This is a genomic window from Streptomyces sp. NPDC059201 (assembly GCF_042754585.1).
Taxonomy (GTDB): Bacteria; Actinomycetota; Actinomycetes; order Streptomycetales; family Streptomycetaceae; genus Streptomyces.
The window spans coordinates 642,054-663,576 of record NZ_JBHZBB010000001.1; the positions used below are offsets into that span (position 1 = coordinate 642,054).

Here is a 21,523-nt window from a genome sequence, read left to right on the forward strand (position 1 = left end):
GGCTCTAGGAGCGGGTGGCGGTCGCGCATCCAGAGCCTGTGCCCGTACCCGCGTCCGTGTCCGTCGTGCCGTCGCCCGGGTCGAGCGGCTGGGTGCGGTCGTACGGGTCGACCTGGCGGGAGGCGTCGGCGGGCTGTTCGTCGGCGGTGTCGAAGGGCGGGACGAAGTAGCCGGTGGGGGCGGCGCAGCCGCCGTTGGTCATGTCGAGGGTGAACGACACGAGGGACAACGTCCCGGGTTCGGTGAGGACCTTGTCCGGGTCGTCCCAGCTCATCACCACCTGGCGGCGCACGATCGTACGGATGACCTCGCCGTCGCCCCCTTCCGCGCCGGCGGCCGGGGTGACCGGGTAGACGAAGGTGACGTCCGCCGTCACCTCGACCGCGCCCTGCTTCCCTTCGCGGTACGAGAGCCGGCCGCGCGCCTTGACGACGTCACCGACCAGCCGGGTCTGGTCCGGCTTGAAGCGGCTGAACAGCAGGAGCGGATCGGTGTCGGGACCGAGGGCCTTCGAGGAGAGGGCGGTACGGAGGTACTGCTGGACGTCCTTCTGGTGCGGGTTCAGCAGCGCGATGGCCTTGGCGGGGCGCGCGCCGCGCAGCACGGCGGGGTCGAGCCCGGCGGTCACCATGAAGTCCCTGCTCTGCCGGAGGGCGCGGGCGACGTGGGCGGCGTCCATCCAGCCGGTCGCCCTGGCGGCCGGCACGGTGATCCCGGCCGCTCCGTCGGCCCAGCGGGCGGCGGGCGAGCCGCGGAAGGGTTCGGCGAGCGTGGGACGCAGATCGGGCTCGGCGCCCGGCGCCTCCTGCGGGGCCTCGGACTCGGCGGCCAGGGGTGTGGAGTCCCGCCCGCCACCGGTTTCACCGTCGCCGAACCACCCGACAATCTGTTGCGGGAAGAGCGCCACGGCCAGGAGGGCCACCGCCGCGACCAGCCCGGTCGCGTACCAGCCCGTCCTGCGGCGCCGGGGCTGCGCCGGCGTGTACGTACGCCAGCCCTCCGGCTGCCCGGAGCCCTCCTCCCGCAGCCTCCGCCCGACCTCGCGCGCACGCGCCGACGGTTCCACGGGCGCGTCGGCGGCCCCCGAAGCCGCGTCGCGCAGAAACCGCTCCCATTCCTCGTCGGACACGGATGACCCGTCCTGCCCGCCAGCCCCGCTCACACGCACTCCCGTTGTCACAAACCCACGAACCACGAACACACGAACGCAGCATGATCGCATGAGCGGCCAGGAGGGAAGGGAAGTTGGAGCCGAGGCACGGGGGATGCCCTCACGTACAGTGCCTCATGTCGGCGGACGGGTCTCGGGGGGACTGGATGATGGACACTGCGCGGTCGTGGGCCGAAGGGTGGGCCGTGTCGCGGCGGGTGCCGAAGCCGGTGGACGTGCCGTGGGGACTCAGGATCGAGGTCGGGCAGCCGACCCAGACAGTCCGTCACGTCCTGCTCGGCGCCGACGCCACGGCGACGGCCGCAGCCGCCCGCGACCTCATCGGGACGATCGACGAACCCACCACATGCGTCAAGGCGTTCCTGCCGCAGCGCGAGATGGAGCCCTGGTTCTCCTCCGCTTGGGAACCGGTCGAGCCCTGCTTCCTGATGGCCGTCGACCTGAGCCCGTCGCAGGTGCGCACGCCGGACGGCTACACCGCCACGGTCGAGACGACCGAGGGCTTCACCCACGTCCGCGTCCACACCACCGACGGGGAAGTGGCCGCGTGCGGCCAGACCGGCCGCACCGACACCGCCGTCGTCTTCGACCAGATCATCACCGAACCGGCCCACCAGCGTCGCGGCCTAGGATCGGCGGTGATGGGCCTCCTCACCGAAACGGCCCTCGAAAACGGCGCGTCAGAAGGCATCCTGGGCGCGACCGTCCAAGGCCGAGCCCTTTACGAAGCGCTCGGCTGGAAGTACCTCGCCCCCTTGTCCGGCTTCACCTACAAGCCCGCCGCCACCTCATAACCCGTCACTCTTGTACGGGGCCGGCTCGTCGCGTTACTTGGCGCGCTGCGTCTTCGCCTTGCGTTCGGCTTCCTTGCGTCTTTCGATCGTGTAGGGGGACCAGTCGCCTCGATGGACGTTGCAGCGGGAGGCTCCGATCATGGCGAGCCGGCGGCAGCGGGTGTTCTTCTCCGTCAGCGCTCCGCACTTGGACTGCGTCGTTGCCACGGTTTCCCCCTCAGGGCTGGTGACCTTTTCTGACCGGGCCAGCCTTTCAGCGGGCGGAGACGGCGGGGAGGGCGCACGGTGGAGCACGGGTCGCTCCTGGTCGGCGCGTCGGGGCGCATATCGTCGGCGTATCGAGAATCGCATACGCCGTCGCAACCGGGCCCGCCCTTCAATGGGGGCATGAACCGCGACTCGTCTCCTTCGGTGTCTCCGCCCTCACCGCCGCTCCGCTCGCGCGGGATCTTGCTCCTCGGGCTTGTCCTTCTCGGTGGAGCGGGGGCGCTGTTCCTCGTGCGGGGGCCGCTCATGATGTCGGCTCCGATGTGTCTGTCCGGGCGGTGGGGCGGGTGTTTCGGCACGTTCAACGGGGTGGTGCTGATGACGGTGGTCACGCTGCCGTTGGCGGGGGTGGTGGCGTGGGGGTTGGCGCGGTGGCGGCGGCGGGCGGGGGTCGCGTCGGGCGGGCGGATCTCGGTGGCCGAGGTGGGCATGGTGCACGGGACGCTGCCGTTCCTGTGGATGACGATGATGCCGGGCGGAGGCGCCGGTGTCGTGCCGCCCCGGCTGAGCCTGGTGCCGCTGCGGGACCTGGTCACGATGGGGCCGCTCGGCATCGGGGGCAACCTGCTGGTCTTCGCCTCGCTGGGGTTCTTCGCGCCGGTGCGGTGGGCGGCGCTGGCCTCGGTGCCGCGGATCCTCGCGCTCGGGGCGGGGTGCTCGGTGTTGGTGGAGACCGCGCAGTACGTCCTGTGGCTCGACCGGGTGTCGTCCGTCGACGACGTCCTGGTCAACGCCACCGGAGCCGTACTCGCGGGGCTTGCCTCGCGCCGGTGGTGGCGTGGCCGCACGCCAGCGGCCTCGGCCTCGGCCTCGCCTGCTCCCGACGTCGCGCGCGTTGCTTAGGCTTCGGGCATGCGCGTACTGATCGTGGAGGACGAGCCGTATCTGGCGGAGGCCGTCCGTGACGGTCTGCGGCTGGAGGCGATCGCCGCGGACATCGCCGGCGACGGGGACACCGCCCTGGAACTGCTCGGCCTCCACTCCTACGACCTCGCCGTCCTCGACCGCGACATCCCCGGCCCCTCGGGCGACGAGGTCGCACGCCGCATCGTGGCCTCCGGCAGCGGCATCCCCATCCTCATGCTGACCGCCGCCGACCGCATCGACGACAAGGAGTCCGGGTTCGCGCTCGGCGCCGACGACTACCTCACCAAGCCGTTCGAGCTGCGGGAACTCGTCCTGCGGCTGCGGGCGCTCGACCGCCGCCGCGGCCACTCCCGGCCTCCGGTCCGTGAGCTCGGCGGCCTGCGCGTCGACCCCTTCCGCCGGGAGGTCTACCGCGACGGGCGGTACGTGGCCCTCACTCGCAAGCAGTTCGCCGTGCTCGACGTCCTCGTCGCCGCCGAGGGCGGGGTCGTCAGCACCGAGGAGCTGCTGGCGCGGGCGTGGGACGAGAACGCCGACCCGTTCACCAATGCCGTACGCATCACGGTCTCGGCCCTGCGCAAACGGCTCGGCGAACCCTGGGTCATCGCCACCGTGCCGGGCGTCGGCTACCGCATCGACACCGAGCCCGAGCCCAGCACGCCCCATCCCGAAGACTCCGGACGTCCGCATGCGTAGACCGCCCGGAATCAGCGTCCGGCTGAAGCTCACCCTCAGCTACGCCGGGTTCCTGTCGATCGCCGGGGCTCTGCTCCTGGCCGTCGTGTGGGGCTTCCTGCTGCGCTACATCCCGGACAACACCCAGGGGCTGCTCGGTGTCTCGCCCAACCGCTACCTCCTGGTCCGCACCTTCTTCCCCGCCGCGGCCGTGGCGATGGCGTTCCTGCTGGTGTTCGGCCTCGTCGGGGGCTGGGTCCTCGCCGGGCGGATGCTCGCGCCGCTCACCCGGATCACGTCGGCGGCTCGGACGGCCGGGAACGGGTCGCTGTCCCACCGGATCCGCATGGAGGGGCACCAGGACGAGTTCCGCGAACTCGCCGACACCTTCGACACGATGCTCGGGCAGCTGGAGGCGCACGTGGCCGAGCAGCGGCGGTTCGCCGCGAACGCCTCGCACGAGCTGCGTACGCCGCTGGCCATCTCGCAGACGCTGCTCGACGTCGCCCGCAAGGACCCCACCCGCGACCGGGAGGAACTCATCGAGCGCCTCCAGGTCGTCAACACGCGCGCGATCGGCCTCACGGAGGCCCTTCTGCTGCTCAGCCGCAGCGACTGCGGGAACTTCGCCCGGGAAGACGTCGACCTCTCCCTCGTCGCCGAGGAGGCCGCCGAGACCCTGCTCCCCCTCGCCGAACAGCGCGGGATCACGCTCGACGTCACCGGCGGCGCGACGCGGACCAGCGGGTCAGCGGAGCTCCTGCTGCGGATGATGACGAACCTCGTCCAGAACGCCCTCGTCCACAACCTCCCCGCCGGCGGCACGGCGACCGTCCACACCGAGGCGCGGGGCGGCACCAGCGTCGTACGGGTCGAGAACACCGGTCCTCCGCTCGCACCGGACCTGGTACCGACCCTGACCGAGCCCTTCCAGCGGGGGACGGAACGCGTCCGCACCGACGAACACGCCGGTGTCGGTCTGGGCCTCGCCCTCGTGCACAGCGTCGTGCGCGCCCACGGCGGCACCCTGGAACTCGACGCCCGCCCGGCCGGCGGCCTCCTCGTCACGGTCCGCCTTCCCGACCGGCCGCGGGCGTAGCACGGAAGGCGGGTTCCAGGGTCAGTCCTTGTAGTCGGGTGCGATCCGCTCCACGAGGCGGAGCATCGCGGCCCAGGCGAGGTCGTAGGCGATGTCGTCCTGGAAGTCGGCCTCGGCGTCCGTGTCACCGGCGAGCTGACGGGCGGTGTACTCGCAGACCTCCTCCGGGGGCAGGATCAGCGGAGTGCCGCCGGCCTGGGCGGTCACTTGGATCTCGCACGCCTTCTCCAGGTAGTACATGCGCAGGAACGCCTGGGCGGCGCTGTCGCCCACGGTGAGCAGGCCGTGGTTGCGGAGGATGAGGGCGGGGTGGGTGCCGAGGTCCTCGACGATGCGCTGCTGTTCGGCGAGGTTGAGGGCGACGCCCTCGTAGTCGTGGTAGCCGACGCGGTTGTGGAACTCCATCGACATCTGGTTGACGGGGAGCAGTCCGCCCTTCTGGGCGGCGACGGCGCATCCGGCCTTGGTGTGGGTGTGCAGGACGCAGTGCGCGTCGGGGCGGGACTTGTGGATCGCGCTGTGGATCACGAAGCCGGCGGGGTTGACCGGGTGCGGGGTGGGCTCCACGGGGTTTCCGTCGAGGTCGATCCGTACGAGGTTGGAGGCGGTGATCTCCTCGAAGAGGAGGCCGTAGGGGTTGATGAGGAAGTGGTGGTCGGGGCCCGGCAGCCGCTGGGAGATGTGGGTGAAGATCAGGTCCGTCATGCGGAAGTGGGCGACCAGCCGGTAGACGGCGGCGAGTTCGCGCCGCAGGCGGAGCTCCTCCGCGGCCAGGTCGGCCAGGTCGGTCGGGGTGGCGGGGGTCGCGGGGGTGGTGAGGAGGTCGGTCACGCGGAGGCTCCGTGGGTGCGGGGTGTACGGGTGGCGGCGGCAGGGGCGACGGGTGCGGTGGCAGGGGCGGCGGGTGCGGCGGCGGCAGCGCCGACGCCGGCGGGGGTGACGACAGGAGTCAGCGGTCGGCCCGTCGTCCACCACGCCAGGACGTTGCGGGCCGGCTCCGTGGCGTAGGCGCGCAGGGAGGCGTCGCTGAGGAAGGCGCTGTGCGGGGAGAGCAGCAGGCGGGGGTGGGTGCGGAGCCGGTCGCCGGGGGCGGGGGGTTCCACGGGGAAGACGTCGAGGGCGGCGCCGGCCAGTTGTCCGCTGTCGAGGGCCGCGAGGAGTGCCTCGGCGTCGACGAGGTCGCCGCGGGACACGTTGACGAGCAGCGCGCCGGGGCGCGTGCGGGCCAGCAGGCTCGTGTTCACCATGCCCCGGGTCTCGGCGGTGGACGGGACGTGCAGGGAGATCACGTCGGACCGGTCGACGAGGTCGTCCAGTCCGAGCCGCTCGACACCCTCCGGCCAATGCTCGGCCCGGGGGTCGTAGGCGACGACGCGGCCGAAGAGCGGGGCGGCGCGCAGCACGAGGGCGCGGGCGATGCGGCCCATGCCGACGAGTCCCAGGGTCGCCTCGCCGACGCGGCGGGGGACTTCGGTGAAGTCGGTGCTCCAGCCGCCGGACCGGACGGCGGCGTCGGCCTGCGGGAGCCGGCGCAGCAGGCTGAGGGCGGAGGCGAGGGCGTGGACGGCGACGTCCTCCGTCGCGGCGTCCGGCAGGTGGGTGACCCACAGGCCGCGCCGGGCCGCCGCCTCGGTGTCGATCATGTCGTAGCCGGCCGACATGGTGGCCAGGAGGCGCACCCGGGGCATGCGGTCGAGGAGGGCCGCGTCGATCTTCGCGTATCCGACGATCACGGCGTCGGCGTCGTGGGCCGCGGCGGCGATCCGGTCCGGATCGCGGCTGCCGACCACCCGCACGTCGAATCCGCCGTCGGTGAGGAGCCGTACACCGGGCCCGGGGTCGAGCTCCTCAGTGTCGGTGATCACGACCACCGGTCGCCCCATGAGATCTCCAGAGATGATTCGTTCGTCAAATTCAGAGTGAACTTACGTTTCGACTGTGGAGTCTGTCTAGAGCAGAGGAGATGATAGATCTCATCGAGGTCCCACCAGGGGCCGGGATCACGTCACCGCCCAGCTGCTGATCGACAATGGGCGGGCTCGGCCGCACCGGCGGCCGGGCGGGACACCGAAGCGGAGGGGACGACGCGTGGAACTCGACGACACCGACCTGTCGATCGTGCGAGCACTACAGGGCGACGGACGGCTGACCTACGAGACGCTCGCCCAGCAGGTGGGCCTGTCGCGCCCGGCGGCCCGGATGCGGGTCCAGCGCCTCCAGGAGTCCGGGGCCGTGCGGGTCGCGGCGATCGTGCACCCCGCGGTCCGGGGCCTCTCGGCCTCCGCCCATCTGGCCATCGACACCCGCGGCCCGGCCGCCCCGGTCGCGCGCGAGATCGCCGCCCTCCCCCAGGCCCCGTTCGTGACGCTGACCAGCGGACGGCGGGCGATCATGACGGAGCTGCGCACCGCGGGCTTCGACGAGCTGGAGCGGACCATCGAGCACATCCGGGCCCTGCCGGGGGTGCGCACGGTGGACCCGCTGGTGGCGACCCGCCACGTGAAGGATCCGTACCTGCTCACCCAGGAGCCGACGGTCGAGGTCCAGGACGCGCTGGACGAGCGGATCCTCGCCGAGCTGGAGGACGACGGGCGGCTGCCGTTCGCCGAACTCGCCGTCCGCGTCGGCCTCTCGGCCGGCGCGACCCGGACGAGGACGCTGCGCCTCCTGGACGGCGGCGTGGCCAAGGTGGTCGCCCTGGTGCGGCCCGACGTCCTGGGCATGGGCTACCTCTGCGGCTTCTCCCTGCGCGTGACGGGCCCGGCCGCGCCCGTCGCGGAGGAGGTCGCCCGGCACACCCGCGTCTCCTTCCTCTCCACCTGCCTGGGCCGCGCCGAGCTGGTCGGGACGGTGACGGCGGAGTCGTTCGAGGCCGTGCGCGCCACGCTGGAGGAGATCCGCGCCCTGCCCGCCGTACGCGAGGTGGAGAGCTGGCTCCACCTGGAGCTGGTCAAGGAGCGGTACGACCTGGGCCCGCACCCCGCCTGACCTCCCGCCCACACCCTCCCCGCACACCCCCACCGAGCCCCATCCACCCTCCGACAGTCGATACGGAAGCCCACAGGCGTCTCACCTTTACAAAAAGTTGCTCGGATACCCCTTGGCGGATCACTCGTTCGTTCCTTATGGTTCAGCAGGCCGAATCGTCTGTCGGCCCTCTGCCCTCCCCAGGTCGAAAGCAAGGACCCCGCCATGCCCACCCCTCCCTCCGTGTCCCCCGACCGCACGCTCCTCGTCACCGGCGCCCCCGTGGCCGCCGCCGGCACCTCGGTGCGCGCCGAGGCCCTGGCGGTCCGCGGTGAGCGCGTGGTCCACGTCGGCACCGTCGAGGAGGCCCGCGCCGCCCTCGGGCGCGTGGACGAGGAGATCGTCCTGGACGGCGGCCTCGTCCACCCCGGCTTCGTCGACGCCCACTGCCACCCCGTCATGTACGGGCAGGCGCTGGCGTGGGTGGACCTGCGCCCCGAGCGCGTCCCCGACATCGACACCCTCGTCGCGGTGCTGCGCGAGGCCGCCCGCGACCTGCCCGGCGGCGTCCCGGTGCGCGGCTTCGGGTACGAGCACCGCCGCCTCGCCGAGCAGCGCCACCCCACCTGCCACGACCTCGACCGGGTGGCCGAGGACCGCGAGGTGTACGTGATGAACGCCTCCGGACACGGCGGCGTCGTCAACTCCCACACCCTGCGGGTCTGCGGCATCACCGCGGGCACCGACTCCCCCGAGGGCGGCAGCATCGGGCGCTTCGAGAACGGCGAGCCCGACGGGCAGCTGTGGGACGCGGCCTGCGACCTGCTCACCGGCCCGGCCGGCGTGAAGATCGGCAACCACGGCCCGAACTTCCACCTCTCCGAGCCGGACGAGATCATGGCCGATCACCTGCTGCGCGCCCAGGAGGTCTTCCTCGCCGCGGGTGTCACCACCATCGGCGACGCGCAGGTCTCCCGCCGCGAGATGGAGACCTACCTGCGCGCCCACGCCGACGGCTCCCTGCGCATGCGCGTCTCCGCCTACCTCACCTCCGCGCTCCTCGACACCGCCCTCGAACTCGGCGCGGTGCGCGGCTTCGGCGACGACCGCTTCCGTATCCAGGGCGTGAAGTTCTACGCGGACGGCACGCTGGGCGGCTGGACCGCGTACTTCCCCGAGGGGTACGCCGCCGACTGCTGCCACCACGGGCAGCTGTACCACTCGGTCGAGGAGTACGCCGAGATCGTCCGGCGCGCGCACGCGGCGGGTCTCCAGACCGCCACCCACGCGCAGTCCCCCTACGCGATCGGCATGGTGCTCGACGCGATCGAGAAGGCCCAGGCCGACCGTCCCCGCCCCGACATGCGCCACCGGATCGAGCACTGCGGCCTGCCCACCGACGAGCAGATCACGCGGATGGGCAGCCTCGGCGTCGTCCCCGTCATGCAGCCCCAGCACCACCTGCGCACCGGCGACGGCACGCTCACGGCGGTCGGCGAACTCGGCCACCGCTACAACCCGGCCGGCCGTTGCCCCGAGGCGGGCGTGCCGGTGGTCTTCTCCTCGGACGCGCCGGTTGCCCCGCCCGCTCCGCTGGAGGCCGTCTCCGCCGCGGCGACCCGCCGGACGGTCCTCGGCACGGTGCTCGGCGACGAGGCGCTGCGGCTCTCGGTGGCGGACGGCCTGCACGCCCACACCGGGGCGGCCGCCCGCGCCCTGCACCGCGAGCACGAGGTCGGCGCCCTCGCCCCCGGCATGCTCGCCGACTTCACCGTCCTCGACACGGACCCCCTGACGGTCACCGCCGAGGAACTCCCCGCCATCCGCGTGCGCGAGACCTGGGTGGGCGGCCGGCGCGCCTGGACCTCCGGCCGCTGACCCACCCGCCGTACGCCCGCGGGCCGGCACACCCCCCGGCCGGCCCGCACACCCGCGGCCGGCCCGTGCCGCTCCTCCCCGTCCCCCTTCTCCTTCCCGCCGGAGGTCCCCCATGACGGACCGCACCACCCCCGCACCTTCCCGGAACCCGTTCAGATCGGCCCTCGCCGCACTCGCCGGAACTTCCATCGAGTGGTATGATTTCTACGCATTTGCGACCGCCGCGGCCATCGTCTTCGACGACGTCTTCTTCCCGGCGGACATGCCACCCGCGCTGAAGACCCTCTCCTCCTTCGCCACGTTCGCGATCGGCTTCCTGCTGCGCCCGCTCGGCGGGATCGTCTTCGGCCATATCGGCGACCGGGTCGGCCGCAAGAAGACCCTGGTGATCACCCTTCTGATGATGGGCATCGCGTCCTTCGCGATCGGCCTCCTGCCCACGTACGACCAGGTGGGCGTCCTCGCGCCGATCCTCCTGATCGTGCTCCGGCTCGTGCAGGGCCTCGCCATCGGCGGCGAGTGGGGCGGCGCGGTCCTGATCGCCGTCGAGAACGCCCCGAACGGGAAGTCCACCTTCTACGGCTCCTTCGCCCAGCTGGGTTCCTCCGTCGGCGCCCTGCTGTCCACCGGCGCGTTCACCCTCATGAACCTCTTCGGGGACGAGGCGTTCGACAGCTGGGGCTGGCGCGTGCCGTTCCTCGCCTCCGCCGTCCTGGTTGTCATCGGCCTGGTGATCCGCACCCGGCTGGAGGACTCGCCGGTGATGGAGGACATCCACGCGGAGCAGGACACGGACGGCAAGCTGCCCGTGACCGAGGTCCTCCAGAAGGACTGGCGGACCGTCCTCGTCGGCGTGTTCGCGCTGGCAACCGCCACCGGCGGCTACTACGTCGTCACCAGCTACCTGCTCGCGTACGGCACCGACACCCTGCACCTGTCCGAGTCGATGCTCCTCAACGGCCTCACCCTGGCCGCCTTCCTGGAACTGGTCGTCACGCCCTTCCTGGCCCTCCTGGGCGACCGGATCGGCGCGCACCGGGTCGTCGTCGGTGGCCTCGTCGGCGTCGTCCTCCTGTCCATCCCTCAGTTCCTGGTCATGGACAGCGGCAGCGTCGTCCTGATCTACCTGATGATGCTGGCGATGCGCTTCGTGATGTCCGCGCTGTACGGACCTATCGCGGCGATCCTCGCGGACGGCTTCGCCCCGCACGTCCGCTACACCGGCATCTCGCTCTCCTACCAGGTCTGCAACATGATCTTCGGCGGCTTCGCCCCGGTCGTCGCGGTCTGGCTGTCGTCCCTCGCCGGCGGCGCGTACTGGCCGCCCGCCACCGCCCTCATGGGCGTCTCCGTGATCGGCATCTGGTGCACCCTGCGCCTGCGGGACGCCCACCTGCGCCGCCTCGCCACCGCCCCGGCCACCCCGGCGCCGGCGTCGGCTCCGGTCGGGACCACGGCCTGAGTCAGGTCGGTCCGGTCAGTCCGGCCAGTCAGGTCAGGCCGGGTCGATGACCGGGCAGTGCGTGCCCGTGTAGATGGTGGGCATGCAGCGGTTGCAGTGGATGCAGAGCGAGCGGGTCTCCGGCGCGTCGCCCAGGCGGCGTACCAGATCCGGTTCGCGGAGCAGGGCCCGGGCCATGGCGACGAACTCGAAACCGTCGGCCATGGCCCGGTCCATGCCCTCCCGGTCGGTGACCCCGCCGAGGAGGATCAGCGGCAGAGCGAGCGCGTCGCGGAACGGCCGGGCGTCGTCGAGGAGATAGAGCGGTTCGTACGGGTAGGCCCGCAGGAACGAGCGGCCCACCGTGCGCAGGCCCAGCCGCTGCGGCAGCGGGAACCGGGCCGCGAACTCCTTCACCGGGGCGTCGCCCCGGAACAGGTACATCGGATTGAGCAGGGAGCTTCCGGCGGTCAGCGCGAGGGCGTCCACCGAGCCCTCCTCCTGGAGCCACCGCGCGACCTGGAGGCTGTCCTCCCGGGAGAGCCCGCCGCGCACGCCGTCGGTCATGTTCAGCTTCGCGGTGATCGCGATCCGGTCCCCCACCTCCTCGCGCACCGCGCGGGCGAGGTCAAGGGCGAGGCGGGCCCGGTTGCGCAGCGGGCCGCCATGGGCGTCGGTCCGGCGGTTGAGCCGGGGGCTGAGGAAGGCGCTGGCCAGGTAGTTGTGCCCGAGGTGAAGCTCCACCGCGTCCGCCTCGGCCTCCACGGCCAGCCGGGCCGCCGCCGCGTGCGCCCTGACCACCCCGGCGAGGTCCTCCGCCGTGGCCGCCCGGTCGCGGCGCAGGCTCACCGGGTTGAAGCCGCCCATCGGCGACAGCGAGGGCAGCCGGTTCGAGCGGGCGTCGGCCACCGGACCCGCGTGCCCGAGCTGGAGGGAGACGGCCGCGCCCGTCTCGTGGACGGCGGCGGTGAGCCGGCGCAGACCGGGCAGCGCCTCGGGCCGCATCCACAACTGCGCGCGCTGGGTGCGCCCTTCGGGGGCCACGGCGCAGTACGCGACCGTGCTCATCGCCACACCTCCGGCGGCGGGACGCCGGTGGTACTCGATGAGTTCGTCGGTGACCACGGCCTCGGGCGTGAGCCCCTCGAACGTCGCCGCCTTGATGACCCTGTTGCGCAGCCGTACGGGCCCGAGCTTGGCCGGGGCCAGGACGTCGGGCGGCGGGCCGGAGGGGCGCGGAGGCGGGTCGGCTGCGGTCATGCGCGGAGCATGGCACAGAACTGACGAACAGTCAGCTCTTGTGTCGTCAGCTGGGCGGGCTCACGCCCATGAGGTGAAGGAGTCGGGGAAGAGGTCGGCCGTGGTGCGGTGGAAGTGATCGCGGTCGGCGTAGGCGTCCTTCATGCGGTCGAAGATTCCCTGCGCGCGGGTGCGCCACGCGGTCTCGTCGAGGCCGGGGACGGTGCCGGCCTCCAGGACGGTGCGGCCGTTGATGACGACGGTGTCGACGTCCGCGCCCGAGGCGTTCATCAGCAGCGTGCGGAGCGGGTCGTCCACCGGGCCCGTGCGCGGACCGTCCAGACGGACGACGACGAGGTCCGCGAGGGCGCCGGGCGTGAGCCTGCCGAGGTCGGTACGGCCCAGGGCCCTGGCTCCGCCGAGGGTGGCCGCCCGGTAGTAGTCGGCGGCCGAGCCCGCCTCCAGCCGGCCGGTGGTGAGCTTGGACAGGTTGGTGCCGTAGTCCATGTTGCGGATCATGTCCGGCGGGAAGGAGTCCGTCCCCATCGCGATGTTCACCCCCGCCGCCCGGTACCGGTCGAAGTCCTCCAGCGCCGCCCCGTACCGCACCATCGTCAGCGGGCAGTGCACGATCCCCGCGACCGTCGCGAGATCCTCCAGCTCGCCCGCGTACGGGGTCTCCACCTCGCTGTGCCCGCCGATGTAGATCGCGTGCGGGATCAGCAGGCGCGGGCCCAGCAGGCCCGTCTCCTTGAGCAGGGCCAGCGGTGTGGTGCCGTGCTCCTCGGCCAGGTGCGCCCGTTCGCCGGTGCCCTGGAGGCAGTGGAGGCGTACGAGACAGTCCAGCTCCTCGGCCGCCGCCGCCGTCGCCCGCATCAGGTCCGGGGTCAGGGTCTCGATCCGGCAGGGCAGCAGGGCGCCGCGGATCAGGCCGTCGTGCGCGCCGTCGTGGTCGCGGACGAAGCGGATCGCGTCCGCCAGGCCCTCCTCCCCGCGCTCGGGGCGCCAGTGGCGGGTGCGGGTCCCGTCGGCGGTGACGACGGGGACACCGCTGCGGTAGCTCGGGCCGAGGTACATGCGCAGCCCGAAGCGGGCCGCGCTGTCCGCGACGCTCACCAGGTCGTCGTACGTCTCCGCCCAGGCGGAGTGCGTCTCGGCGGCGATCGGCATCGCCGTGGTGATGCCGTTGCGGATGAGCTGCGTGAGGGCGTACTCGCGGATGAAGGCCCGGTCCTCGGCGTCGAACACCGCCCTCGGGCCGCCGAGCACGTACTCCTCCGACCACTCCAGGCCCCGGTCGTCGGCGTGCCACGTGTCCAGAAGGGCGTGGTCGATGTCCGCCAGCGCGTCCAGATCCACAAAACCCGGCCCCACCAGCGCGAGTCCGGCATCCACGACCACGTCGCACGCGGCGGGGTCGTACCCGCGCCCGACGTGCACGATGCGGGAGCCCTCGTAGACGACCTGGCCGTCCCGGATCAGGACGTGGTCGTCGGCCTCGGGGTCGTATCCGATCACATGACTCGCGGTGACGAGGGTCTTCATACGGGAACTCCGATGGTGCCGGGGTGGGATGAGTCGCGGTGAGGGAGGGAGGCGTCCGGGGTGGCGCCGGCGCCCGGCCACGGGGCCGGACACCGGAGCGTACTTCTCGGAATCAGGCCGGCTGCGAACGGCGGCGCGGAGCTGACGGGTGTACTCCTCTGCCGGGTCGGCCAGGAGGCGGCCGGTGGGGCCCTCCTCGACGACGCGGCCGCCGCGCATCACCAGGGCGCGGTCGCTGATCTGGTGGACCACGGCCAGGTCGTGCGAGATGAAGACGTACGCGATCTCGTGCTGTTCGCGGATGTCGGCGAGGAGGTTCAGGATCTGGGCCTGGATCGAGACGTCGAGCGCGGCGACCGCCTCGTCGAGGACGAGGACGCGGGGTTCGACGGCCAGGGCCCTGGCGAGGGCGACCCGTTGGCGCCGGCCGCCGGAGAGCTGGGCCGGGCGCATGGAGAGGTGGCGTTGAGGCCCACGGAGGCGAGGAGTTCCGTGGCGCGGGTGCGGCGTTCGGCGCGGTCGAGCGGGAAGTGGAGGGCGAGGGCCGTGTCGACGACGTCGCCGACGGACTGGAGCCGGTCGAGGGAGGCGTACGGGTCCTGGAAGACGATCTGGATCTCGCGGGCGCGGCGGCGGCGCTCGCGCGAGGTGACGCGTCCGCCGAGGGGGCGGGCGCGGCCGCACGCGGTGAGGGTGCCCGCGTCGGGGGTCTCCAGGCCGAGGAGCATGCGGGCCACAGTAATCTTGCCGGAGCCGGACTCCCCCACGACGGCGAGGCGTGCGCCGGCCGCGAGGGTGAACGACACGTCGTCGACGGCGACGGCGCCGCCGTACGTCTTGCGCAGTCCGACGGCTTCGAGGACCGTCGCCGGCCCGGCGGCCTCCGGCTCCCGGTCCGCCCGGCCGTCCTTCTCCTCGCAGTCGTTCACCATGCCGCGACCTCCTCCGCGCGCAGGCACGCCACGCGTGCTCCGTAGCCATCGAAGCGGCGGACCCGGCGATCCTGGACGTCTGAACCCGCCCCGGGGTCAGGTGCGGCGAGGGCCCCGCAACCACCGGACCGCGTTGGAGAGGTTCACCTCGACGTCGTCACTCCACGAGCAGATGTCCAGCCAGGCCAGATAGCCGCCCCGCGTGAACACCATGACCATCCCAGGGCAGTCACCGCTCTCGGTGAAGAGCGGAACCTCGGCCGCCACGAAGGTGCCGGGCTCGACCGGAGCCGGCTCCACCTGACTGCGGTCGAGCTCAAAATCCGGACTCTCACACCCACACCCACAACACCCCGCCACCCGGAGATACGGCATCTGCCGCAACAACGCGGCATGCACCGGATCGTCCCCGTCCAACACAGCCACCAGTACCTCGGCCACATCGGCCGGCAAACTCCCACTCACCCCGCCACGGTACCCGGCGGGCCTGCGACGCCTCCGCCCCATTTCCGGTCGAGCAGCGCAGAGGAGGGTGCCCCGGGGCCCCCGCCACCACCCGCTCTTCCACTACCGTGGCCAGGCATGACGGTGCTGATCATCGGAGCCACAGGCTTCCTCGGTACGGAGCTGGTACGTCAGGCGAGCGTGACCGGCCGCGCCGCAGCCGCCACCTTCAACTCCCGCCCCGGGGTGGCCTCCAGCGTGCCGTGGCACCATCTGGACCTCCGTGATCCGGACGGCGTCGGCGCGGTCCTGGACGCGGTGCGGCCCGATGTCGTGATCAACGCGTCCAGTGGCGACGCCGACTGGGAGGTCACCGCCGACGGCGCAGTTCGGCTGGCGCAGGGGACGGCGGCGCGTGGGATCCGGTTGCTGCATGTCTCCAGTGACGCGGTGTTCTCCGGCGTACGCGTGCACTACGAAGAGACGGCGCTCCCGGACCCGGTGACGCCGTACGGGGCCGCGAAGGCGGCCGGGGAGACGGCAGTACGGCTCCTCCATCCCGACGCGGTCGTGGCCCGTACCTCGCTCATCATCGGCGACGGCGGATCCGGCCACGAACGCCTCGTGCACGAACTCGCCACCGGCCGACGACAGGGCGCCCTGTTCACCGACGACGTCCGCTGCCCCGTCCATGTCGCCGACCTGGCGGCCGCCCTCTGGGAACTCACGGCGTCCGACCTCACCGGCGTCCTCCACCTCGCCGGCACCGATGCGATCAGCCGCCACGCCCTGGGCCTCCTCGTTGCCCGGCGCGACGGCATCGCCCCGTCCCTCGTCCCCGCCGGCACCCGAGCGGAGGCGGGCGTCCCCGGCGCGCTGGATGTCCGCCTCAGCACCACCGCGACGCAGCGGCGCCTGACCACCAGGCTCCGTGGTGCCCGCGAGTTCCTCGGCGGGCCCGAGCGGCCTCACTCGCTGGTCTGCGTGTGGGCCGGGCCCGAGTCGTAGCGGTCGAGGAATTCGTGTGCCGGGACGTCGAGGGCGTGCAGTTGGGAGAACACTTCCGTGCCTGCGGCCAGGTCCTCGTCGCCGTCGGAGATGCGGTAGACCTGCACCATGTCGAGGAGTGCGAGGTCGTTGTCCCGGGCGTACTCGGCCGACTCCCGTTCGGCCCCTTCGATGGCCTCGTCCAGGGAGCGCGCCCGGAACAGTACGACGCGCTCCTCGTAGGGGCGGTTCTCCCAGGTCAGCCAGCGGTAGAAGGTTCTGGCGCCGTACCACGCCTCGGGCTCGGTGTTCATGCGCCGGTCGATCCGTCGAGCAGCTCGCGCAGGATGTCCAGGTGGCCGTTGTGGCGGGCCGTCTCCTCGGTGAGGTGTAGGAGGATCCAGCGCAGGTCGACGTGGAGGCCGTTGCGGATGGGGCGCTGCGCCTTGATGTCGAGGCCGTGGGCCGCGACCAGTTCGCGGTGGCGAGCGCTGTGTTCCGCGTACTCGTCGAGCAGCTGCCGGACCGGGAAGTCGACCCCGATCCGCATCTCGCGGTCGAGGTCCTCGTCGGTCCAGGGGCCCTCGTCCTCCTCGCCCAGGAAGACCACGCGGAACCAGTAGTACTCGACCCAGCGCAGATGGTTGATCAGTCCGCTGATGGTCATGAGCGGCGAGCCCGGGAGCAGCGCCTTGCGCGCGTTCTCCTCGGAGACGCCGTCGCACTTGGCGCGGACGGTGTCGCGTGCGTAGTCGAGGAAGGTGGTGAGCTGGGTGCGCTCGTCCCACGCGGGCGGTGTGTCGTCGATTCTGGTCATCGCGCGAAGCCTCTCCGATCTTCGCGGCCCGTGTCGATGTGATTTCTCACGGGTGGGTATCGAGCCGGAGGTCGTAGAGGTAGGAGCGGTCGTTCTTGAAGCTGCGCCAGACGGTGGCCGGGGGTTCCGGCGTATCGGCGCGGCCGTCCAGGGGGTGGGCGGTGACGAGTCCGTCGGCGATCTCGCAGTGCCAGCCTTCGGCCGGCGACCAGACGCACCACACGTCCCCGTCCGTTCGGCGGTAGGCGGGACGCCCGCCGCGCTCGCCGGCGCGCTCGAAGCGGTGGCGGAGGCCGTCGACGTGGCGCACGAAGGTGAGGGAGGGAAGCGGCGTCATGCCTTCGGATGTCGCGTCCACGGGGTCAGTACGCTCCGAACGACCAGAAGACGCCCACCTCTTCGGCACTCACCGCGATCACGCCCAAGTCCTCGAAGAGGTCCAGGCCGTTGACGTACTCGCTGGTGACGAAGCGGTGGGACCGGGTGCCCGCCAGCCCGGTTCCGACGAAGTCGGGGGCCGGGTCGCCGGCGGCGGCGGTCGCGTTCGTCCAGAACCGCGCGTCGGCACCGTACCGGTCGAGCAGGGTACGGGCGTCCGCCAGGAGCGAGTCACGGTCGGGGCGCGCCCGGACCGGGGCCGGTTCCGACTGCCACTCCTCGGCCATGACGGTGAGCGCGGCGACCGCCCCGTCCGCCGCCAGGGAGTGGAGGCGGGCGGGGAGGTCGGACGCGGGGGGAGGGTCGAAGGGGTACGCGGGCCAGGCGCGGCGGACGTCGTTGACGCGGTCGCCGTCCAGCCGGATCCAGCCCCGGGGGTCACGGACCGACCGGTGCATCACGGCGCGGACGTCATGCGCCCAGTCGTCGTGGCGCCGAGGACCGGTCGCCACGAACGTGTACGTGTCGTCGAGCAGCCGCAGCGCCGCAGCGTTCCACGGGCAGCGTCGACTCCTGAACTCGCCGAGCAGACCGCCCACTTGGCGCCTAAAGTCCTCGCTGGGCTCGCGCGGGAGGCGTCGGAGCCGGTCGAGGGCCCACAGGACGAGCTGCCCCTCCTCGGCCCGGCCCCCGTGCCACGACGCCTCCTCGGCGGTCGGGACGCCGGCGCCGTCCCAGAGGGCCTCCAGGTACGCGTCCAGCCGATCCAGCCGGTCCAGCCGGTCCAGCCGGTCCAGCGCGGTCGCGTCGGGAGGCGGAGTCATACCGCCACCCTAACCACCCCCTGACCACCGCCTCGCCACCCCCTCACCACCCCCCGAACCACCCCCCCCTGGCCACGCTCAGCCCCAGCTCCTCCCCGCCGGCTCCTTGATGGTGCGGTTGATCCGGTTGAAGAAGTTCGTCAGCGCGACCTCCAGGGTGATCGCACCGATCTGCTCCTCACTGAAGTGGGCCTTGGCCTCCTCCCAGATCTCGTCCGTGACGCCCTCCGCGCCGTCCTGGAGCCGCGTCGCGGCCTCGGCCAGCGCCAGTGCCGCGCGTTCCGGGTCCGTGTAGAAGGGCGCCTCGCGCCACGCCGCCACGTGGTGCAGCCGCTCCTCGGTCTCGCCCGCCTGCCTCGCTCCGGCGACACTGGCGTGGACGCACGCCGAGCAGCCGTTGATCTGGCTGGCGCGCAGGTGTACCAGCGCGAGCAGCTTCGGGTCGACCCCGCCGACCGCTATCGCCTGGTGGAGGTGGTGGATCGCGGTCCACAGGTCGGGGTTGTCCGTGGTCTTGTTCTTGAGCCGGTTTTCCATCGGGGAGTGCTCGCCTTCGTCTGGTTACGTCGCGGGCCCGGCGCCCGTCATCCCCATGACGCAGCAGCTCCCAGGGAGGTAACACATGCCGGGTACCGAGCCCGCCGATCCGCTCACCGACGCCTTCGAGGCGCAGCGCGACCGGCTCCGGGCCGTCGCCTACCGCGTGCTCGGGTCGCACGCGGACGCGGAGGACGTGGTCCAGGAGGCGTGGCTGCGCCTCTCGCGTCAGGACGCGGACACGATCGACAACCTCGGCGGCTGGCTGACGACCGTCGTCGGCCGCATCAGCCTCGACGTCCTGCGGTCGGGCAGGACCCGCCCGGAGCTGTCGTTCGAGGATCAGCTGCCCTCGTGCACCGTGACCCTCGACGACGCTCCCGCCCCGGAGGAGCTGGTCGCGCTCGGGGACTCCGTCGGGCTCGCGCTGCTCACGGTCCTCGACGCGCTGCGCCCGGACGAGCGGCTGGCGTTCGTGCTGCACGACGTGTTCGCCGTGCCGCACGACGAGATCGGCGTCATTCTCGGCAAGTCGGCGGACGCGGCGAAGATGCTCGCGAGCCGCGCCCGCAGGAAGGTGCGCACCGCCGCCGAGCGGCCGGCGGGCTCCGGCCGGGACCGGCGCGAGGTGGTCCGGGCCTTCCTGGCGGCGGCCGGCGAGGGCCGGTTCGAGGACCTGCTGCGGGTCCTCCACCCCGAGGTGAGGTTCACCGTCCACACCCCTCAGGGCCGGTACGTCACCCTCGGGGCCACCGAGGTCGCCACCCGCGCCCGGCTGGCCGGCAGCGCGGCGCGCGGGCACGCGGCGACGGTCGCCGGCCGCCCCGCCGTCCTCTCCTGGGCCGAGGACGGCACCCCGCTCGCCCTCCTCGTCTTCACCGTCGCCGACGGCCGCGTCACCGAGATCACCGCCGTGACCGACCCCGCCCGGCTGGCCCTCATGGACCTGCCGGCCGCCCGGCGGTGACGGCCCGGAGCGTCACCCCGTACCGCTCCCGCAGGCGGGTGAGTTCCCACCAGGCCAGCGCCGTGACCGAGGCCGGACCGCCGACGACCGCGCACAGCTGGACGAGGAGCGGACCCGGCGGCATGCCCGAGAACGCCAGGTTGACGGCGGCGAGTTCCCACACGAGGACGCCGGTGACGAGGGCGGGCAGCGCGGCGTGGACGCGGGAGATGCCGAACGCGGAGGGGACGAGGGTGAGCGAGGCGAAGACGACGTAGAAGAGCATCCAGATGACCGGCCCCAGCAGGGCGATCGTGATCACCGGGCGCAGCGGCTCGTAGCTCTCGCTCAGCAGCACCACGCCCGCGAAGAGCAGCGGCACGGCGGTGAACGCCCCGAAGTACCAGAGCGCCGCGCGGCCCGAGGACGCCAGGTGGGTACGCATGACGGGGCGGGCCGACGGGGGCGCGAGGCGGAAGACGGCCAGGATGATGAGCGGCGCGGTGAGGAGCAGCAGCCAGGGGGTCGTGATGACCCGGAGGAAGTACTGCTCCTGGAGCTCCGCGAGGTCCGCGCCCGTCCCGTACACGAAGAGGATCAGGCAGCTCGCCGCCAGCGCGGTCCAGGCCCGCGCGTCCTGCACCCGCTTCATGAACGGGTCCACCACGCGCGGGTACGCGTGGACCGGGAACCTCCGGTGGGCCTGCCGCGCCGCCGTACGGGCCAGCGGGTACGCGAGCACCGGCAACAGTACGGGCCAGAGGCAGAACAGGAGCAGCCCCCAGGCGCAGCCGTGCATCCTAAGCCGCCGCACCTGCTGGAGGAACGGCGGCCAGTCCCCCTCCCGGAAGCGGATCCACCCCGAGCGCGCCGGAACGCTGGGCGCGTAGCCGGGCTGCGGCGGGATCCCGGCGCCCGGTGCCGCCGGACCCCACCCTGGGCTGAAGGTGTGGCTGTACGGCCCATGGCCGCCGCCCGGCCCGGGGGCGTACGGCCCATGGCCGCCCGGCCCGGGGGCGTACGGGTTCCCTCCCCCATCGGTCACTACTGATCCCTTTCTGCTCTACTGCCACACGCCGCAGCGCACTTCACCGCACGGGTCCACCGCGCGGGTTCAGGAGGCCCGCGTCAGCCCCCACGTCTGGAGGGTGAAGGCGCGGCCCTTCTCCACCCCCTCGATCAGGGGGACGTCGAGGAGGGTGAAGCCCGCCTTCGTGGCGACGGCGACGCTGGGGGCGTTCTCGGCCTCCAGCTCCAGGAACGCCTGCTCCATCCCGAGCTCCTCGAAGGCGTACGCGGCCATGACGCGCACCGCGCGGACGGCCAGGCCCTGGCCGCGGTGGGCCGGGCCGACGGCGTAGCCGAGCTCCGCGCCGCCGGGGACGCGCCGCAGCATCGCCTCTCCGAGCGGCGCACCGCCGTCGACGGTGATCGCGAGCAGGATCGTCGTCCCCTCCGCGCGCAGCGTCCGGGCCCGCACCAGCCGCGTGGCGGCGGCCGCCTCGTCGAAGGGGGAGGCGAGCGGCGTCCAGTACGCGACGTCGGGATCGTCGAACAGATCCGGCATCGCGGACACGTCCGACTCCGCCCAGTCCCGCAGGACGAGCCCTTCCCCCTTCAGCTCGATCCGAGCGGGGAACGGGGAGGTGGCGCTGCTCATGCGGGGGTTCCTTCCTGGGCTGTGGGCCGAGGCAGCATATCCGGGTGATCATCGG

Annotated in this window: 23 protein-coding genes and 1 pseudogene; 9 read left to right on the plus strand and 15 right to left on the minus strand. The window is 72.5% G+C overall.

Going from position 1 to position 21,523, the window contains the following annotated elements; genetic code table 11:
- Positions 1–4 precede the first annotated feature (4 nt).
- Positions 5–1,129 (minus strand): hypothetical protein, encoded by a 1,125-nt coding sequence (locus ACFXMG_RS02895; RefSeq protein ID WP_383816342.1) that lies wholly within the window; start codon positions 1,127–1,129, stop codon positions 5–7.
- Between the two features lie 227 nt (positions 1,130–1,356).
- Between ACFXMG_RS02895 and ACFXMG_RS02900 the strand changes: the two genes are divergently transcribed.
- Positions 1,357–1,965 (plus strand): GNAT family N-acetyltransferase, encoded by a 609-nt coding sequence (locus ACFXMG_RS02900; protein WP_383816345.1) that lies wholly within the window; start codon positions 1,357–1,359, stop codon positions 1,963–1,965.
- 33 nt (positions 1,966–1,998) lie between these two features.
- Here ACFXMG_RS02900 and ACFXMG_RS02905 read toward each other — a convergent pair whose 3' ends face one another.
- Positions 1,999–2,172 carry a hypothetical protein gene (locus ACFXMG_RS02905; protein ID WP_383816348.1) on the minus strand — a complete coding sequence of 58 codons (174 nt, stop codon included), beginning with the start codon at positions 2,170–2,172 and terminating at the stop codon, positions 1,999–2,001.
- A 180-nt stretch (positions 2,173–2,352) separates the two neighbouring features.
- Here ACFXMG_RS02905 and ACFXMG_RS02910 point away from each other — a divergent pair, with 180 nt between their 5' ends.
- Genes ACFXMG_RS02910 through ACFXMG_RS02920 form a run of 3 tightly spaced genes read left to right on the plus strand, consistent with a single transcriptional unit; the run spans position 2,353 to position 4,873 of the window.
- Entirely contained in the window at positions 2,353–3,075 is a 723-nt protein-coding gene (locus tag ACFXMG_RS02910; protein ID WP_383816350.1) for a VanZ family protein, read from the plus strand.
- Positions 3,076–3,084: 9 nt separating this feature from the next.
- Entirely contained in the window at positions 3,085–3,795 is a 711-nt protein-coding gene (locus ACFXMG_RS02915) for a response regulator transcription factor (RefSeq protein WP_383816352.1), read from the plus strand.
- Complete coding sequence (locus ACFXMG_RS02920; protein ID WP_383816355.1) at positions 3,788–4,873, plus strand: sensor histidine kinase; 1,086 nt, start codon at positions 3,788–3,790, stop codon at positions 4,871–4,873. The genes ACFXMG_RS02915 and ACFXMG_RS02920 overlap by 8 nt, the downstream gene beginning before the upstream one ends.
- Positions 4,874–4,894: 21 nt before the next feature.
- Here the strand turns inward: ACFXMG_RS02920 and ACFXMG_RS02925 are convergent, their stop codons facing one another.
- Both ACFXMG_RS02925 and ACFXMG_RS02930 read right to left on the minus strand, forming a co-directional pair.
- Positions 4,895–5,704, minus strand: a complete 810-nt coding sequence (locus ACFXMG_RS02925) for a class II aldolase/adducin family protein (protein WP_383816358.1) — start codon at positions 5,702–5,704, stop codon at positions 4,895–4,897.
- A complete protein-coding gene (locus tag ACFXMG_RS02930) occupies positions 5,701–6,756 on the minus strand; it encodes a C-terminal binding protein (RefSeq protein WP_383816361.1) in 1,056 nt (351 codons plus the stop codon). The genes ACFXMG_RS02925 and ACFXMG_RS02930 overlap by 4 nt, the downstream gene beginning before the upstream one ends.
- 205 nt (positions 6,757–6,961) lie before the next feature.
- On the opposite strand from ACFXMG_RS02930, the gene ACFXMG_RS02935 reads away from it, so the two are divergent.
- From ACFXMG_RS02935 to ACFXMG_RS02945, 3 genes are all read left to right on the plus strand, one after another.
- Positions 6,962–7,861, plus strand: a complete 900-nt coding sequence (locus ACFXMG_RS02935) for an Lrp/AsnC family transcriptional regulator (RefSeq protein WP_383816364.1) — start codon at positions 6,962–6,964, stop codon at positions 7,859–7,861.
- 204 nt (positions 7,862–8,065) lie between these two features.
- Positions 8,066–9,718: an amidohydrolase gene (locus ACFXMG_RS02940; protein WP_383816367.1), complete on the plus strand. Its 1,653-nt coding sequence runs from the start codon at positions 8,066–8,068 to the stop codon at positions 9,716–9,718.
- 112 nt (positions 9,719–9,830) lie between these two features.
- A complete protein-coding gene (locus ACFXMG_RS02945; RefSeq protein ID WP_383816369.1) occupies positions 9,831–11,180 on the plus strand; it encodes an MFS transporter in 1,350 nt (449 codons plus the stop codon).
- A 33-nt stretch (positions 11,181–11,213) separates the two neighbouring features.
- Here ACFXMG_RS02945 and ACFXMG_RS02950 read toward each other — a convergent pair whose 3' ends face one another.
- The 4 genes and pseudogenes from ACFXMG_RS02950 to ACFXMG_RS02965 all read right to left on the minus strand — a co-directional run bounded on the left by ACFXMG_RS02950 (position 11,214) and on the right by ACFXMG_RS02965 (position 15,340).
- The gene (locus ACFXMG_RS02950; protein WP_383816372.1) at positions 11,214–12,419 is read right to left on the minus strand and encodes an NADH:flavin oxidoreductase; all 1,206 of its coding nucleotides are present in this window, start codon (positions 12,417–12,419) and stop codon (positions 11,214–11,216) included.
- A 60-nt stretch (positions 12,420–12,479) separates the two neighbouring features.
- Positions 12,480–14,162, minus strand: a complete 1,683-nt coding sequence (locus tag ACFXMG_RS02955) for a chlorohydrolase family protein (protein WP_383816425.1) — start codon at positions 14,160–14,162, stop codon at positions 12,480–12,482.
- A 195-nt stretch (positions 14,163–14,357) separates the two neighbouring features.
- Positions 14,358–14,875, minus strand: a pseudogene (locus ACFXMG_RS02960) (ATP-binding cassette domain-containing protein); the annotation flags it as partial.
- Positions 14,876–14,971: 96 nt separating this feature from the next.
- Complete coding sequence (locus tag ACFXMG_RS02965) at positions 14,972–15,340, minus strand: hypothetical protein (RefSeq protein ID WP_383816374.1); 369 nt, start codon at positions 15,338–15,340, stop codon at positions 14,972–14,974.
- Between the two features lie 117 nt (positions 15,341–15,457).
- Here ACFXMG_RS02965 and ACFXMG_RS02970 point away from each other — a divergent pair, with 117 nt between their 5' ends.
- Positions 15,458–16,327 (plus strand): SDR family oxidoreductase, encoded by an 870-nt coding sequence (locus ACFXMG_RS02970; protein WP_383816376.1) that lies wholly within the window; start codon positions 15,458–15,460, stop codon positions 16,325–16,327.
- Here ACFXMG_RS02970 and ACFXMG_RS02975 read toward each other — a convergent pair.
- The 5 genes from ACFXMG_RS02975 to ACFXMG_RS02995 all read right to left on the minus strand — a co-directional run bounded on the left by ACFXMG_RS02975 (position 16,288) and on the right by ACFXMG_RS02995 (position 18,862).
- The gene (locus ACFXMG_RS02975) at positions 16,288–16,620 is read right to left on the minus strand and encodes a hypothetical protein (RefSeq protein ID WP_383816379.1); all 333 of its coding nucleotides are present in this window, start codon (positions 16,618–16,620) and stop codon (positions 16,288–16,290) included. The genes ACFXMG_RS02970 and ACFXMG_RS02975 overlap by 40 nt on opposite strands.
- Positions 16,617–17,123, minus strand: a complete 507-nt coding sequence (locus tag ACFXMG_RS02980) for a DinB family protein (RefSeq protein WP_383816382.1) — start codon at positions 17,121–17,123, stop codon at positions 16,617–16,619. The genes ACFXMG_RS02975 and ACFXMG_RS02980 overlap by 4 nt, the downstream gene beginning before the upstream one ends.
- A gap of 46 nt (positions 17,124–17,169) precedes the next feature.
- Positions 17,170–17,460: a hypothetical protein gene (locus ACFXMG_RS02985; protein ID WP_383816384.1), complete on the minus strand. Its 291-nt coding sequence runs from the start codon at positions 17,458–17,460 to the stop codon at positions 17,170–17,172.
- A 25-nt stretch (positions 17,461–17,485) separates the two neighbouring features.
- Positions 17,486–18,325 (minus strand): hypothetical protein, encoded by an 840-nt coding sequence (locus ACFXMG_RS02990; RefSeq protein ID WP_383816386.1) that lies wholly within the window; start codon positions 18,323–18,325, stop codon positions 17,486–17,488.
- Positions 18,326–18,403: 78 nt separating this feature from the next.
- The gene (locus tag ACFXMG_RS02995; RefSeq protein ID WP_383816388.1) at positions 18,404–18,862 is read right to left on the minus strand and encodes a carboxymuconolactone decarboxylase family protein; all 459 of its coding nucleotides are present in this window, start codon (positions 18,860–18,862) and stop codon (positions 18,404–18,406) included.
- Between the two features lie 85 nt (positions 18,863–18,947).
- Here ACFXMG_RS02995 and ACFXMG_RS03000 point away from each other — a divergent pair, with 85 nt between their 5' ends.
- A complete protein-coding gene (locus ACFXMG_RS03000) occupies positions 18,948–19,829 on the plus strand; it encodes a sigma-70 family RNA polymerase sigma factor (protein WP_383816391.1) in 882 nt (293 codons plus the stop codon).
- On the opposite strand, the gene ACFXMG_RS03005 is transcribed toward ACFXMG_RS03000, so the two are convergent.
- Positions 19,801–20,607: a hypothetical protein gene (locus ACFXMG_RS03005; RefSeq protein ID WP_383816393.1), complete on the minus strand. Its 807-nt coding sequence runs from the start codon at positions 20,605–20,607 to the stop codon at positions 19,801–19,803. The two genes, ACFXMG_RS03000 and ACFXMG_RS03005, sit on opposite strands and share 29 nt — an antisense overlap.
- 315 nt (positions 20,608–20,922) lie before the next feature.
- Positions 20,923–21,468, minus strand: coding sequence for a GNAT family N-acetyltransferase (locus tag ACFXMG_RS03010; RefSeq protein WP_383816396.1), 546 nt, complete (start codon positions 21,466–21,468; stop codon positions 20,923–20,925).
- Positions 21,469–21,523 lie beyond the last annotated feature (55 nt).